The following is a 14,388-nucleotide window of genomic DNA, read 5'->3' as shown; positions in this document are numbered from 1 at the left end:
GCGAAAGAGTATTCCGTGAATACGCTGGATTTTGACAAGAGGCCGGAAGACACGCGCGTTGTCGTCGCCATGTCGGGCGGCGTGGATTCCTCCGTCGTGGCTGGGCTTCTGAAGCGCCAGGGCTATGACGTTCTGGGCATCACGCTGCAGCTCTATGATCATGGCGCCGCCGTGCACCGTGCCGGCTCCTGCTGCGCCGGCCAGGATATCGACGATGCGCGCCGCGTTTCCGAAACGCTCGGCATTCCGCATTACGTGCTGGACTACGAAAAGCGTTTTCGCGAGACGGTGATCAATCCCTTCGCCGAAGCCTATGCCATGGGCGAGACCCCGGTTCCCTGCGTCGCCTGCAACCAGACGGTCAAGTTCGCCGATCTTCTGGCAACCGCCAAGGAACTCGGCGCCGATGCGCTGGCAACCGGCCATTACATCCGCTCGGCCGCAAACCCGACCGCCGACAATCCGAACCGCCGCGCGCTCTACCGCCCGATCGATAGCGACCGCGACCAGAGCTGGTTCCTGTTCGCCACCACGCAGGAGCAGATCGACTATCTGCGCTTCCCGCTCGGCGGCATGTCGAAGGCGCAGGTGCGTGATCTCGCCGAAGAAATGGGCCTCGTCGTTGCCAAGAAGGCCGACAGTCAGGACATCTGTTTCGTGCCCGCCGGCAAATATGCAGACATCATCAACAAGGTGAAGCCGAACGCGGCGCTTGCCGGCGACATCGTCCATATGGACGGGCGCGTGCTCGGCCGCCACGAAGGTATCGTCCACTATACGATCGGCCAGCGCAAGGGCCTTGGCGTCGCCACCGGCGAACCGCTCTATGTGGTCTATCTGGATGCGCGCTCGCGCCGGGTCATCGTCGGGCCGAAGGAAGCGCTCGATACGCACCGCGTCTATCTGCGCGACATGAACTGGATCGGCGATTCGTCGCTGGAGGCCGATGCCGGGGCAGGGTTCCCCTGCTTCGCCAAGGTGCGCTCCACCCGCCCACCGACACCGGCAACGCTTTATGTCGATGAACGCGGCGTCTATGTCGATCTGGCGATCGGCGAAGCAGGCGTCGCCCCCGGCCAGGCCTGCGTACTCTATTCCGCACCGGGAGCGGACGCACGCGTCTATGGCGGCGGTTTCATCGAGCGTTCGGAACGGGCGGCGGAAGCGGAAGCTTCGCTGAAGGAACTGCTGGCCCAGCCCGTCGCGGCCTGAAGAGCGGGCTTGGCGGCGACGAGGATAGGCCGGAAATCACAGGGATTTTCATCTTCCCGGATTTTTGCCGAAAGCCTGCTTGACACTTCGGTGACACGGGTCTTATAAGCCGCACATCAAAACGACGGGACGATTTAAACACTCGTTCCAACCGGTGTGGCTGGGTAGCTCAGTTGGTGAGAGCGCAGGATTCATAACCCTGAGGTCGGCGGTTCAATTCCGCCCCCGCTACCATTTTTTCCCGAGGTTATCACGTTAAACACGCACCCAGCGTTTCTAGCTCTTGCAGACGCTGCGTAGGCTTTCCCACTTGATTTACCATGAGTTCCGATGACACTCCTGTATCCGGTGCATGAGCGTAAGGGACGAGAGGTGTTGGATAATTTCGATCATTGGGCCGCTGATCGGCTTGGCCGCAAGCAGGATGCTGAATTTCTCTACAACTTCTTGATTGGCGAGTTGGATAAGCGCCGCTCGCAAGGTCGCGTCCCCTCCTATGTATTGAATGTCGACGCTGATTGGGGAGGGGGAAGTCGTTCTTTCTTGACGGCCTTGCTCAAGACCTAGACGCCAAGGGCCATATCGTTGCCAGGGTAAATGCTTGGCGCGACGATCATGCCCAAGATCCGTATGTCGCGATTATGGCGGCAATCGACCAGGTTTTTGCGCCCTATGTTAAGAAGCAAGGCGAGATTGCGAAGGCATGGTCTGCCGCGAAGTCAAGCGGCGGGGCGATTGCGCTTAAAGTTACCGGCGCTGTGTTTAAAGGGCTTGTGAGAAAACACGCTGGTGTATCTCTGGACGAGATCGGCGAAATTATCAATGAAACGGGCTTCTCGTCAGAAACACTCGAAGATGTGGCCGACGACGGAATAAAGGCGGCAGGTAAACAGCTCGAAAAATTGTTTGATGCATCGCTGGAGGCGATGATTGACGGATTCAACCGAACTGACGCCGCAATGGCGGATTTTCGGGACAAGCTTGAAAGGGCTATCCACGCCATCGGCAAAAGTAAGTCCGCGCCGCTTTTCATCTTAGTCGACGAACTCGACCGCTGCCGGCCCACATATGCTGTGCAGCTGCTTGAACGCGTGAAACATCTCTTTGATGTGCCAGGTGTAGTTTTTGTGTTCGGAACGAATGCTGACCAGCTTCAACACAGCATCGCAGGTTCGTATGGAGCAAATTTCGACGGCTTCAGATATCTCAAGAGATTTTTTGATCGGACCTATGTCTTTGAGGAACCTCTAACGGAAAATCTGGTCAAAGACCTATGTGCTATGCTGCCGGCTGAGAAGCTTTCAGCTCCAGAGAACGATGTCGCGCAAGCCGTAGGTGCAGGTTGTAAGGCATACGGTTTGGACCTGCGCGCAATTAGGCAGGTCCTCGAAATGGTTGATGCTGCGGCAAGCGCGTGGCCACACCAGATCCCCGCAGATGTTGTCCTACTTTTTCCTCTGTGCGCCAATTTTTATAAGACTGGAAAGGCGGAATGGCCGAGTTTTCAGGAGCAGGAAATAGTTAAATGGACTTTACCTAGGACGCGGGTTGATCGATTTGAGAGGATAGAAACTGATTTCACCATAAACTATGGTGAGGCGTATCGGTACTCTGTCGGATCTTTCAGAACAATGGAGGGGATTCGCGCTATGAGTTCGAGGTCTGATAGGGGCATTGCATTCGATTACGCGCGGCGTGTGTTCGAACCAGAATGGAGTGGTATGCGCGTGTCGGAGCGGCAGCCGAGCATACAAACCGAGCTGCTAGGCATTGTCGCCAATGCAGGAAGAATGGTGAACGCGTCGGTAATTGAAAAGGAACGAGTCTAGGGATTATACAAACGCTCTTTCGACTCGGAGCATTTTTCAGGCATCGCAAGCGAATTCCAGAGGCATTTCGCTTGCCTTACCCCCGCACAACCTCTTCCCACCTCAATGCAGCCCCAAGCACCTTCTCATCCTCGCCCGCCGAGCCCGACAGCAGCAGTCCCACCGGCATCCCCGCATCTCCCGTTCCGCACGGGATCGACACGCCGCACCAGCCCAAAAAGTTGCCGAAGCCGGTGTTGCGCAGCGTCTTGCCGTTGGTGGCGAAGAACAGGTCGTCGTCCTTGAGCAGCGGCCCGATGGCCGGTGCCACATGGGCGACGGTCGGCATGGCGACGAGGCGGCCGGCGAGGAGGGCTTCGGTCTCCTTCGTCAGGCGGCGGCGGATGTTGAGGATCTCGATATAGTCGGCCATGGCGATATTGCGGCCGAGCCGGATGCGGGCGACGACGCGCGGGTCGATGCCGTCGGCCTCTGGTCCCGACAGGCGCTCGCCATGCAGGGCGAAGGCTTCCGCCGTCACCAGGGCGCCGCGGCTCTTCATCAGATCGGTGATGGCCTCGAAGGCCGGGATGCGCAGGCGGACGATTTTCGCGCCGGACTTCTCTAGGCGCCCAATGGCGGCCTCGAAGGCTCTCACAACGCCCGGCTCGGCGCCGTCGAAGACTGCGTTTTCCGGGATGACGATTTCCATCGCGCCATCGGGGGCGGGGCTGCGCATGACGTCCGGCCGGGTGGTACCGCGCATGGCGGCATCGACCCAGATCGCATCCTGAACGCTGCGGCAGAGGGGCCTAATGTGTCGAGGCTTTTGGCGAGCGGGAAGACGCCGTCCATCGTGTGGCGGCCGCTGCTTGCCTTGTAGCCGACGATGCCGTTCAGCGCCGCCGGAATGCGGATCGAGCCGCCTGTATCCGTGCCGATCGCGACCGGCACGAGGCCTGCCGCCACAGCGACCGCGGAGCCGGAGGAGGAGCCGCCGGGTACGCGCGGAACATCCGTCGAGCGCGGATTGTGCGGCGTGCCGTAATGGGGATTGATGCCGATACCGGAAAAGGCGAATTCGCTCATGTTGGTGCGGCCGATTGCGACCATGCCCGACTGGCGCACCAGATCGACCACGCCCGCGTCGCGCTTTGCCGGAGAGGCGTGTCTCAGCACGTCGGAGCCGGCAGGCGTCGGCATGCCTTCGAGGTCGAACAGGTCCTTCCAGGCGATCGGAACGCCATCCAGCCAGCCGAGGGAGCGGTTTTCCGTAACCCGCTTTGCGGCTGCCTTCGCTTCGGTGAGCGCCCGGTCCTTCGTCAGCGCTGTGAAGATCGCCTTGTCGGGATGGCTTTCAATGGCGTCGAAGACCGATTCTGCGATTTCGACCGGGCTCATGACGCCCGAATGGATCAACATCGACATTTCGGCAATCGACATGCCGGCAACGGGTCTGCTCACGGGTATTTCCTAGGCTCAACTATCTGAGGTCACAGGTGTAACGGATCTGCGCCGGAAGGGTAGCGGAATTATCCGCACGGCCCTATTTCCCTTCCAAGGTCATCCGGTGGCGCTGCTGCGGGGTGTCTAAAATCCGGTTGGAGGACACGAAGATGAAACCGACCATCGTTCTTATTACGGCAGCGCTCGCGCTTTCCGGGTGCCAGACATATGCACTGAACACCAACGGTCTGGAACCGATCCCCGGCAGCATCACCTATGGCGGCCAGCCCCGTACTCGCTTGATGAAGGCGCCGATCGGTAGCCAGGTGCCGCACGAGTTCCGCAACCAGTGGGGCGAGCGGATCAGCGAGACCTACATCATCCAGCCCGACCGGAGCCTGAAGCTCGTCGAGCGGCATAAGATCCCCGAGCCCATCTGGGACTGAGTTGTAGGCAGGCTGTGTTGCGCGCCAGACCGGGGCAGATTGACGCGCCGGCCCGGAAAGCCTTGATGGATGCCAAGTATCGGGAGTACGAGATTTGAAAGATCTTATTCTCGGAAAGGTTGAATTTCATGGCGCAGGATACACAATGGCCGCCGCTTTCGCCTTACAGCACGGGAGTTCGCGGCCATTGCCCCCGTTGCGGCCAAGGCCATCTGTTCAGCGGCTTCCTGCAGCTGCGACCCAGTTGCGAGGTTTGTGGCCTGGACTACAGCTTTGCTGACCCCGCCGATGGCCCGGCCTTTTTCGTACTCTGCTTTGCCTGCGTGCCGAGCGTGGCGCTGGCGGTGTGGATCGAGGTGGCCTTCCAGCCGCCGTTCTGGGTGCATCTGCTGATCTCGCTGCCCTTCCTGCTTCTGACCTGCATCCTGCCGCTTCGGCCTCTCAAGGGATGGCTGGTGGCAAGCCAGTATTTTTACAAGGCCGAACAGGGCAGGCTCGACCGCGGCACCTAGCTTTTGCTCTGCTGCTGCGATTCGTTAGTCTGTATCGCGTTTCGGTCAGGAACATTTTCAGGCGCAAACCATTCCAAAGCTAAAGCGAGGAATTGGAATGCCCGATGTGAATGACATGGATAGCGAGGCGCGGCGGCGCTCTCTGGCGCTGGAAGGCGCGATGCTGCTCTTGATCGACGGCCTTGCCGCCCGCGGAACAATTTCTGCCGACGAGGCAGAGGATATGCTGCGCGTTCTCGCCAGCAGTTCGGAGGCCTCGGCGGCGCGTGCCTCGAGTTCACTTCGTGTGGTCAGCCAGCTCAAGCAATTGCGCCGCGGCGACGGGTTTTCGACGCCCGGAGCCTGATCTTCCTTCGTAAATTCCGTATCGGCAAAGACCACGGTTCGGCGCGGCCATTAATGCCTGCGGCGGCCCTATGACCATGGCTGGAAGCCTTAGAATTGCGGGCGTTTCGAATTCGTTGCGCTGCAAAAACTTCAGCTCGAAAACATGATCATCTGGAACCTTTTGCAGCTGCATCCGTTCAATTTTTCGACATCAGAAGGAGACTAAAAATGAACAGCATCATTTGGTTGGTCGGCGCAGTCGTGATCGTGATCGCAGTCCTCAACCTTGTCGGATTTGCTTGAGCCAAGGGTGCCCAAGCTCGCATACGACCTAAATTTCCAGGAGAGCTAAAATGAACAGCATCGTCTGGCTCGTCGGAGCCGTTGTCATCGTCCTCGCCATTCTGTCTTTCTTCGGACTTCGTTGAAGCCGAACGCAAGATGCGGCACCAAAGCAAAACCGCCGGGACTAACGTCCGGCGGTTTTCTTTGCGTAGAATATCCCGTTTCTGGCTATGCCGAAACCAGAACCGAAAATGGATGATCGGCAAACAGCCAATTGACTGCGGCACTGTCGCCGAAATCGAAGCTGCGGCCGGTGAATACATCCTTGTAGCGTCTGCCGGAAATTGGCTGGGGCAGGGTGACGCGGGTTTCGGCCCAATCGCCGGAGCGGGCGCGGGAAATATCCTGCAGCGCAGCCAGCACCAACCGCGGCGCCACGACCAGGACAGCTCGGTTGCCGTCGTGCCTCGCGAAGGCGATGATGTTGTCCTTGCGCTTGCCGGATATGTCGAGAGGCAGATAGTCGCCGTCGCTGAAGAGATCCGGTATTTGTGCGCGCAGCCGCAGCAGCCGACCCATCACATTCAGCTTCAGCCGGCCGCTCTGCCAGTCCATCTCGTCGGATGAATAGAGCGGCTCGTCTTCCGCCAGATAGCGATCCAGCGCGTCGAAATCCGGTTCCCGGCGGTTGTCGGGATCGACGAGCGAGAGGTCTCGCGCTTCGCTGCCCTGATAGATATCCGGCACACCCGGCGCCGTCAGCTTGATCATCGCCTGGGTCAGGCTGTTGACGTGGCCGGCGCGCATGAAGGGGCGGATCGAGGCGGTGAAGTCGCTAAGAAATTCCTGGTTTTCCGGCGACAGCATATGGTGGACGTAATCGCGCACGGCGGCCTCATAGTCGACATTTCCGTCGCCCCAGTTGGTCCTGAGCTTGGCTTCGCGGAGCGCCTTTTCAGCGTAAGCCTGGAAGCGCTCCTCCAATAGCTCGAGCCGGGGGCATCGTCGGGCGCAAGCTCTGCCGGCCAGACGCCGAGAAGCGCCTGATAGAGCATCCATTCGACGGCCGGCTCCGGTGCCGGGCCATCGGCAAGCCGGGCTACGGCCTTGGCATTCATCCTGCGCCAGCGCGTCACGGCATCGGCCCAGATTTGCGGCGCCTCGCTTAGCGCGTAGAGCCGGGCGCGGGCATCCTCGCCGCGCTTGGTGTCGTGGGTCGATGTGCCGGACAGGGCCTCGGGCTGCAGTTGCTGCCGGTTCTGCATCTGGGCGTGGAACTGTTCGAGCGAGAAGTCGCGGGGCAGGGGTTCCGCGCCGACCTCATTCAGCGCCAGCAGCATGTGGTGGCGGAAGAATAGCGTGTCCTCCACCGACTTCGCCATCAACGGACCGGTCAACTGCTGGAAGCGGGTGCGAAAGATGGCAGCTTTTTCGGCCGGTGTTGTTGGGACATCACCGTTGAGGACGCTCGTCAGAAAGGGCAGGGCGGCGAGATCGGCGGTCGGCTGGCTGCGTCTGACATGAGCGACAACCTTCTCCAGCATCTGCCTGCCTTCTGGCGGCATGCCGTCATCGGTGCCGTAGGTGCGGTAGACCGGAAAGGTGACCAGCAACTCGCGCAGTCCCGCCCTGATCGTTTCCGTGGAAAGCTGAGGCGCATCCAGCAGGTCTTCACAGATTGATTCAGCAAGCTTGCCGAGCGTTGCAACTTCTCCGGCGAAGTTATTGTCCGCCATCAGCAATTTGGCCGCGCGAAGCTCCTGTTCCATGTCAGGGGCAGCGCCGGTTGTCGCAGCATAGGCTGCCTGCAGATCCTTCAGTTTCGCACCGTCCACCAGTGCGTTGCTGAGGCTCGCAATGAATTCGTAGCCGGTCGTGCCGGAGATCGGCCAGTCCGGCGCGATATCCTCGCCTTCGCCAAGGATTTTTTCCACGGTGATATAGCAGTCCGACCCGGCCTCCTGACGCAACCGCTCCAGATAGGCCTTAGGATCGGCGAGGCCATCGACGTGGTCGACACGCAGGCCATCGACCGCGCCGGAGCGGACAAGTTCCAAGATCAGGCGATGGGTATCGTCGAAAACCTGATCGTCCTCGACGCGGACACCGGCAAGACCGGTAATCTCGAAGAAGCGTCGGTAGGAGAGATCACGCGGCGCATCCCGCCAGGACATCAGCCTGTAGGGTTGCTGGTCATGAAGGTCTGCGATGGCGGTGTTGTCGGTCAGCGCCAAAACTTCGTCCTCGCGTCCGGCATAGGTCTCCGGGTTCAGCGGGTAGAAGGTCTCGTAATAGGCGAGCGCCGGCTTGCCCGTCTCAGGATCGGGCTTTACCGAAATCTCGCCGGCTTCCAGCACTTTCTCGAACGTATCTCCGAGGAAGGGTAGGGTGAGACGCCGCGACCAGTCGATGTCGAAATGGCGGGCGTAGGCGCTTTTCTCGCCATGCTCCACCACGTCGCGCCACCAGGGGTTTTCCAAGGATGCGGCCATGTGGTTCGGCACGATGTCGAGGATCAGGCCGAGGCCCTCGGCCTTCAGGGCATAGACGAGGCGGTTGAAGCCTTCGCGGCCGCCGATATCGGGATCGATCTCGTTGGCGTCGGTGACGTCATAGCCGTGGGTCGAGCCCGACGTGGCGGTGAAAATCGGCGAGGCGTAAAGGTGGCTGATGCCCAGGCGTTTCAGATAGGGCACGAAACCGGCGGCGCGGTCAAAGGTCATGCCGTTGCGAAACTGGATGCGGTATGTTGCGGTCGGGATCATGCGGCGGTCATGCCTTTTCAAAGCTGACTAGGATCGAATTCGGCGGCAGTTCGGTCAGTTTTTCCGGGTGGTCCTTGCGGGGATAGGCGAAGACCGCCTTGCCGGGCATGGTTGGCACGGGGCGGGCGGCCTCACCGATATTGAGGGCGATACCCAACCTGCCTTTCGGGAAATCCCAGGAAACGGCCAGATAGTCTTTGTCGGTCTCGATCACCTTGCCGGTGCCGCCCGGGGCATCGGCCAGCATCGGAACGACGATCTCCCCGCGCAGCTTCAGCAGGTCGCGGGTGAGGTCCAGCCATTCGCGGCCCTGCGGCGATCTCGACCTTGTCCCAATCCAGCCTCGATGCCTCGAAGGTTTTCTTCGCATTAGGGTCGGGTACCTTGTCGCCATGTCCGGCATGGCCCTTGAATTCGCTCGCCCGGCCTTCACGCACGGCCTTGGCGAGGTCACCGTGGAAGTCGGTGAAGAACAGGAAGGGGTTCGTCTCACCGTATTCCTCGCCCATGAAGACCAGCGGGATATGGGGCGAGAGCAGCAATGTGGCGAAGAGCAGTTTGGTGCGGGTTTCGCCGGCAAGCGAGATAAGTCGCTCTCCCTGGGCGCGATTGCCCGTCTGGTCATGGTTCTGGATGAAGTCGACGAAGGCGACGGGCGGCTGACTGGTCGAATCGACACCACGCTTTTCTCCCGATTGCGGTGACACTTCACCTTGATAGGCAAAGCCTTCGGCGAGGCAGCGGGCGACGAGCTTTTCCGGGTGCGCGGCAAAATCCTGATAATAGGCGTGCGTCTCGCCAGTGGCGAAGACATGCACGGCGTTATGAAAATCATCGTTCCATTCGCCGGTGAAGAGCGGCGCCGAGCCATCCTCGTTGCGGGGATGGAGGAAGGTGACGTTGCGGCAGTCCTCGGTCGTCAGGTGGATCGGCCGGTCGGTGAATTCGGCGCGGATGCGCTCGGCGATTTCGATCAGCACATGCTTTTCCGAGGTGTCCTCGATCTGGTCGATCGCATCGAAGCGCAACCCGTCGAGGTGAAATTCCTCCAGCCAGTAGAGCGGGGCTTCGACGATGTAACGCCGCGCGGCATCGGCGTCATAGGCGATGCCGGCGCCCCAAGGCGTCATACGCTCCTTGTGGAAGAAGTCGGGCGCCAGAAGTGGCAGGTAGTTTCCTCGGGGCCGAAATGATTGAGCACGATGTCGAGTACCACGGACATTCCAAGCCCGTGAGCCGCATCGACAAAGGCCTTGAAATCCTCCGGCGCGCCATAGGCGGAATGCGGTGCGTAAAGCAGAACGCCGTCATAACCCCAGCCGCGCTTGCCGCCGAATTGCGAGACGGGCAGAACCTCGATCATGGTGATGCCGAGATCGGCGAGGTGGGGCAGTCTGTCGATCGCTGAGCGGAACGTACCTTCGGACGTGAAGGTGCCGACGTGAAGCTCGTAGACGACCGTCTCTTCCCACGGCCTGCCTTTCCAATCGCCGTCCTGCCAGTCGTAATTGGTCGGATCGATGACGAGGGACGGGCCGTTGACGTCGTCCTTCTGCGCGCGCGATGCGGGATCGGGTACGACCATGCCGTCGGGGAGAACGAAATTGTATTCCGCACCTGCATGGACGCCGGTCGCCAGTAATTCGAACCAGCCGTCGCCGGCCTCGCTCATCTCGGTGTCTTCGCCGTCGAGCCGCAGGCTTACCTGCTTTTGTCCCGGAGCCCAGACGCGGAAGCGGACTTCGCCGACGGCGACATATTCCGCACCCCATGTCTTCGGGAAAACACGAAACTCCGTGGCGGTATTGCTATCCGTCATATGACCCGGTCCCTCGTTGAAAGAGACCGGCAAACGGAAAAGGGGCTTGGTGGTTCCATCCCAAGCCCCTGTTATTTCGCCTCACATCTCCAGCAAAGCATAAGCCTTGCCGCTCGGCTTCTCGATATGGGAGGCGACGTTATAGACGGGAGCGCCGCCCGGGGTCTTGCCTTCGTAGGTGCCGCGATGGGCGTGGCCGTGGACCACGGCCTTGACCGGGAAGCGATCGATCGTTTCCGCCAGGCGTGACGAACCGAGGAATGGGAAGATTTCCGGCGGTTCGCCCTCGACGGTCTGCTGGATCGGTGCGTAATGGAGGACCACCATGGCACGCTCCGAACGCACTTGGCGCAAAGCGTTTTCGAGCCGCATCGTCTCCTCGACGCTTTCCGCGACCATCGCCTTGATTGCAGGTTCACCAAACGAGCCCAGCATGTAACGGCCAAAGCCCCCGGCGAAGCCTTTCACGCCGGCAAAGCCGACGCCGTTGATTTCGATCGCCGTGCCTTCGAGCAGATGAACGCCGGCATCCTTGATGATGTGCCTGACCTCATCCACATGGCCGCACTCATAGTCGTGGTTGCCGAGGACGCCGACCATGGGAATGGAGCAGGAGCGGAGATCGGCCGCCAGAAGCTCGGCTTCCTCCGGTTTGCCGAGATCCGTCAGATCGCCGGTCAGCACAAGGATGTCGGCTTCTTGCGAAATCTCGGTGAAAAGCTCCTTGTAGGAGACCGAACCGTGTTCCTTAACATGCAGATCGCCGACGGCTGCGATGCGCTGCTTACCGTTGGCCTTCTTCGCGTCCGCCTTGGCGGTGTCCTTCTTGTCCGGCGCGCTCGTCATACAGGACCTCCTTCTCGTGTTGCTTCGTCCACGCCCGCGCGCAGGTCACCTTCGCCGCCGACATCGGCAAAGCCCCATTCCTTCACGTCGATCTCGAAATCGACGCGGCTGAACATGCGGCCGCGACAGATCTTCATCTGCGGCAGCGGCAACTCGCGCTGGGCCTTGAGGCGGTCGAGCAGTTCGTCGAGCAGCCAGTCCGGCAGCTTGTCCCGCTCGGTCGGGTAGATCCAGCGGAAGTTCATCAGATGGATGAACAGGACTTCCCAGTGGACTTCCATGTAGTTCAGCAGACGCTGCCAATCGATCTGGTCGTGGGCGCGCAGGATCATATGGACGATGTCGCCGCCGTCATAGCGGTGCCGAAGCTGGACGAAACATTTCGACCAAATGAGCTCTGTCGGTGCGATGATACGCACCTTGTGGCCATTCATCTCGATCTGGCGGGCATTGTCGAACCAGCTGTCGCTGATCGGCATCGTGCCGTTGGAGCCGGAAAAGATGACGTCGAAAAAGTGGCGGCCCTTCTTCACCTTGCCGAGCCAGCGGTCATCTTCGACCTCGATCTCGTAGCCCTTCTCCTTGAAATGCGCGAGAATGCGGGCGTAGTCGCCCGCCTTGCAGAAGATGTCGAGATCCTTGGTGGGGCGGGTAATACCCGTATAGGCGCTGATCGCGAAGGTACCGGCCAGCAGGAACGGGATATGACAGGCGACCAGATCCTCCAACGCCTGCGAGACGAAAGCCTCGGCATCCGCATCGGCAAGCGTTGGCGCTGCCATCACCTCCATATCGGGCATAGCATCGACAGGATGGGCGTGGCGCTCCTGGCCGGCAGAGCCGGCCTCCGTTTCGGGCTTTAAGGTTTGCGCTGTATTCACGTCGGCATTCATCGATTTTCTCCGAATGTCAGTTGCGCAGGGTAACAGCCGGAGGGGATGGTAGGTTCCGCCGCCTCGTTTTGCAGGTCAGGAATCTTCCTGATTGTCGGCGTTGGCCATGGGGCTGGCACGCCCGTCAGGCTGGTCCCCGTCCTCGCGCTGGTCTGCATCTTCCAGATCGGATTTGACGAGGTAGTTGTCTTCCTTGCCGAGCCTTGCCGCTTCCTTCAGTGCTTCCGGATTGGTCGTATCGAGCTGTTCGCGTTCAATGTCGTTCTCGATCGATTTTTTGGATGGTTCGCTCATCTTTCCCTCCTTGAGAGTATCCTTTTGCCCGCAGGGCTCTGCAGGCCTGCGGGGAGAACCCTTCGCAGGGAGAGAGGTTCCGCGCTTGTCGATTGGAACGAAAATCGGCGCTGCCCGGTTTGATCGGGAGAGTTCGAAAAGATGGAGGCAGAGATGCCGGCAAAATCAAAGGCACAGCAGAAGGCGGCAGGAGCCGCATTGGCCGCCAAGCGCGGCGAGATCAAGAAGGGCGAGCTGAAAGGCGCCTCGAAGGGAATGGAGAAATCCATGAGCGAAAAACAGTTGGAGGATTTTGCTTCTACCAAGCGCAAGGGCAAGCCCGAACACGTCGCCCATCACTGAGACATAAAGATTTCCGGTCCGAACCCGGACTTCCCGGAAAGGCGGGTGCCATAGCAGGCACCCGCCTTTTCCCATTTCCGTCCATCTTTGTCGCTAGAACAGCGTTTGACCGCTTGAACGGGAGGGAGAGGAAAAATGTCACCTGAGGAACTCGATCAGACCCTGCAGGCACTGCCGCTGAGAGCAGGCGTCTATATACCCGAAGATCTTCTGGAGGACTGGTTTGCGCCGGGAACCGGCATGAACCCGGTCAGCAGCGAAGCCCTGGATGCCGCAGAAGCCTATGGAAAGCGCTTCGAATGCGAGTTCAAATATTATCCGGAACGGATGGAGGGCGTGTTCTGGAAATGGGTGCCGGCGATCTGACGCTTCGGACAGCCACAATCGACGGAAAGGGCGGCACACGAATGCCGCCCATGTCCAACTTATAGGTAATGCGCGCGCAAAGCCTCGAACTTCGTAAGCTGGTCGGCCAGCAGTTCCCGGGCCTCGTCGCGGCGGACGAAGACCTTGAACATGGGCGCGCCCTTGCCGTTCATGAACCAGACCGAACAGGAACGGCGGCCATGGAAGGCACGGTCGACGAAGGTGACCGAGGCGCAATTGTCCTTCTTGATGTGACCGCCGATCGGGCTGTCGCCATGGATGTTGAACCAGCCATGGCTTTCCGAACCGGCCGGCAGGACGCCATCGATCTCGGCGACGACATCCTCCGTATGGACGAGGAACAGCACGACGCCCCAAGTGGTGAGCTCGGCCCAGATATCGTCGAAGCTTTCCTTCGGCGCGATGACGGCAGAGCCGGCGGGCAGGATTTCGAGGATCTCGGCGGCCGTTACATCTGCGGCGGCGGCGATAGCCTCGACGATGCCATCAGGTTTCTCGGCCAGAGCAGCAAGAGCGCGTTCACGACGGTCGGGGTTGATTTCAGCAATCGCGTCCATGGTTCACGCCGCATCGGCGACACGGGCGCCGGTCTTGTCTTCGTGGATGATGACTTCGAAACCTTCGAAATGCGGGCCGGAGAGATATTCGACTTTGCCGCGGTTCTCGCCGGCATTGGCATGGGCGGCGCGGAACTGTTCCGAGGTCGTCCAGGCCTTGAAGTGTTCGAAGGTTTCCCAGACGGTATGGGATGCGTAGAGGGTGTGGTCTTCCGCCTTCGGGCCCTTCAGCATGTGGAATTCGACATAGCCCGGCAGCTCCGCGAGGCGACCCTGGCGGCCACGCCACATGGCTTCGAAGGCCTCCTCGAAGCCCGGAACGACGCGAAAACGGTTCATCGCGATATACATGAAAACATCCCTCACTTAAGTTTCATTTGGCGGTCAAGATATCTGCCGCTCCGCCTCTTGAAAAGCCAAAAAACTTGCGTAGTCAACTCAAGTTATTG

Annotated in this window: 16 protein-coding genes, 1 tRNA gene and 2 pseudogenes; 9 read left to right on the top strand and 10 right to left on the bottom strand. The window is 60.1% G+C overall.

Annotation, left to right across the window (positions count from 1 at the left end):
* Nucleotides 1-15: 15 nt before the first annotated feature.
* The 4 genes from mnmA (at nucleotide 16) to N7E02_RS08880 (ending at nucleotide 3,041) form a co-directional block, all read left to right on the top strand.
* Nucleotides 16-1,212, top strand: a complete 1,197-nt coding sequence (gene mnmA, locus N7E02_RS08895) for a tRNA 2-thiouridine(34) synthase MnmA (protein WP_286581500.1) — start codon at nucleotides 16-18, stop codon at nucleotides 1,210-1,212.
* Between the two features lie 158 nt (nucleotides 1,213-1,370).
* Nucleotides 1,371-1,446 (top strand) — tRNA-Met (locus N7E02_RS08890).
* Nucleotides 1,447-1,542: 96 nt separating this feature from the next.
* Nucleotides 1,543-1,779: a hypothetical protein gene (locus N7E02_RS08885; RefSeq protein WP_286581499.1), complete on the top strand. Its 237-nt coding sequence runs from the start codon at nucleotides 1,543-1,545 to the stop codon at nucleotides 1,777-1,779.
* Nucleotides 1,731-3,041: a KAP family P-loop NTPase fold protein gene (locus N7E02_RS08880; protein ID WP_286581498.1), complete on the top strand. Its 1,311-nt coding sequence runs from the start codon at nucleotides 1,731-1,733 to the stop codon at nucleotides 3,039-3,041. Before N7E02_RS08885 ends, N7E02_RS08880 begins: the two co-directional genes overlap by 49 nt.
* 76 nt (nucleotides 3,042-3,117) lie before the next feature.
* Here the strand turns inward: N7E02_RS08880 and N7E02_RS08875 are convergent.
* Nucleotides 3,118-4,421, bottom strand: a pseudogene (locus N7E02_RS08875) (amidase).
* A gap of 215 nt (nucleotides 4,422-4,636) precedes the next feature.
* Here N7E02_RS08875 and N7E02_RS08870 point away from each other — a divergent pair.
* The 3 genes from N7E02_RS08870 (at nucleotide 4,637) to N7E02_RS08860 (ending at nucleotide 5,770) form a co-directional block, all read left to right on the top strand.
* Nucleotides 4,637-4,912 carry a membrane lipoprotein lipid attachment site-containing protein gene (locus N7E02_RS08870; RefSeq protein WP_286581497.1) on the top strand — a complete coding sequence of 92 codons (276 nt, stop codon included), beginning with the start codon at nucleotides 4,637-4,639 and terminating at the stop codon, nucleotides 4,910-4,912.
* A 128-nt stretch (nucleotides 4,913-5,040) separates the two neighbouring features.
* Nucleotides 5,041-5,424, top strand: a complete 384-nt coding sequence (locus N7E02_RS08865; protein WP_286581496.1) for a DUF983 domain-containing protein — start codon at nucleotides 5,041-5,043, stop codon at nucleotides 5,422-5,424.
* Between the two features lie 97 nt (nucleotides 5,425-5,521).
* Entirely contained in the window at nucleotides 5,522-5,770 is a 249-nt protein-coding gene (locus N7E02_RS08860) for a hypothetical protein (protein WP_286581495.1), read from the top strand.
* A 494-nt stretch (nucleotides 5,771-6,264) separates the two neighbouring features.
* Here N7E02_RS08860 and treY read toward each other — a convergent pair.
* From treY to N7E02_RS08820, 7 genes and pseudogenes are all read right to left on the bottom strand, one after another.
* Nucleotides 6,265-8,801: pseudogene (gene treY, locus N7E02_RS08850) on the bottom strand (malto-oligosyltrehalose synthase).
* Nucleotides 8,802-8,808: 7 nt separating this feature from the next.
* Nucleotides 8,809-8,958: a hypothetical protein gene (locus N7E02_RS30295; protein ID WP_510185305.1), complete on the bottom strand. Its 150-nt coding sequence runs from the start codon at nucleotides 8,956-8,958 to the stop codon at nucleotides 8,809-8,811.
* Nucleotides 8,933-9,931 (bottom strand): alpha-amylase family glycosyl hydrolase, encoded by a 999-nt coding sequence (locus tag N7E02_RS08840; protein ID WP_286581491.1) that lies wholly within the window; start codon nucleotides 9,929-9,931, stop codon nucleotides 8,933-8,935. Before N7E02_RS08840 ends, N7E02_RS30295 begins: the two co-directional genes overlap by 26 nt.
* Entirely contained in the window at nucleotides 9,928-10,620 is a 693-nt protein-coding gene (locus tag N7E02_RS08835) for an alpha-amylase family glycosyl hydrolase (protein WP_286581490.1), read from the bottom strand. Before N7E02_RS08835 ends, N7E02_RS08840 begins: the two co-directional genes overlap by 4 nt.
* Nucleotides 10,621-10,701: 81 nt before the next feature.
* Nucleotides 10,702-11,466: a metallophosphoesterase family protein gene (locus tag N7E02_RS08830; RefSeq protein WP_286581489.1), complete on the bottom strand. Its 765-nt coding sequence runs from the start codon at nucleotides 11,464-11,466 to the stop codon at nucleotides 10,702-10,704.
* A complete protein-coding gene (locus tag N7E02_RS08825; protein ID WP_286584109.1) occupies nucleotides 11,463-12,257 on the bottom strand; it encodes a nucleotidyltransferase family protein in 795 nt (264 codons plus the stop codon). The genes N7E02_RS08830 and N7E02_RS08825 overlap by 4 nt, the downstream gene beginning before the upstream one ends.
* A gap of 177 nt (nucleotides 12,258-12,434) precedes the next feature.
* Nucleotides 12,435-12,653: a hypothetical protein gene (locus N7E02_RS08820; protein WP_286581488.1), complete on the bottom strand. Its 219-nt coding sequence runs from the start codon at nucleotides 12,651-12,653 to the stop codon at nucleotides 12,435-12,437.
* Between the two features lie 153 nt (nucleotides 12,654-12,806).
* Here N7E02_RS08820 and N7E02_RS08815 point away from each other — a divergent pair, with 153 nt between their 5' ends.
* The gene (locus N7E02_RS08815; RefSeq protein WP_093001716.1) at nucleotides 12,807-12,995 is read left to right on the top strand and encodes a DUF3008 family protein; all 189 of its coding nucleotides are present in this window, start codon (nucleotides 12,807-12,809) and stop codon (nucleotides 12,993-12,995) included.
* Between the two features lie 135 nt (nucleotides 12,996-13,130).
* Nucleotides 13,131-13,361, top strand: a complete 231-nt coding sequence (locus N7E02_RS08810; RefSeq protein ID WP_286581487.1) for a hypothetical protein — start codon at nucleotides 13,131-13,133, stop codon at nucleotides 13,359-13,361.
* Between the two features lie 59 nt (nucleotides 13,362-13,420).
* On the opposite strand, the gene hutX is transcribed toward N7E02_RS08810, so the two are convergent.
* Entirely contained in the window at nucleotides 13,421-13,939 is a 519-nt protein-coding gene (gene hutX / locus N7E02_RS08805; protein ID WP_286581486.1) for a heme utilization cystosolic carrier protein HutX, read from the bottom strand.
* A gap of 3 nt (nucleotides 13,940-13,942) precedes the next feature.
* On the bottom strand, nucleotides 13,943-14,290 hold the full coding sequence (gene hmuQ, locus N7E02_RS08800) for a heme-degrading protein HmuQ (RefSeq protein ID WP_286581485.1): 348 nt from the start codon (nucleotides 14,288-14,290) through the stop codon (nucleotides 13,943-13,945).
* Between the last annotated feature and the right edge of the window lie 98 nt (nucleotides 14,291-14,388).

The organism is Terrirhizobium terrae, from assembly GCF_030323265.1.
Taxonomy (GTDB): Bacteria; Pseudomonadota; Alphaproteobacteria; order Rhizobiales; family Rhizobiaceae; genus Neorhizobium.
Note: the sequence above shows the minus strand (reverse complement) of the source record. Positions and strands in the feature narration are given on the sequence as shown.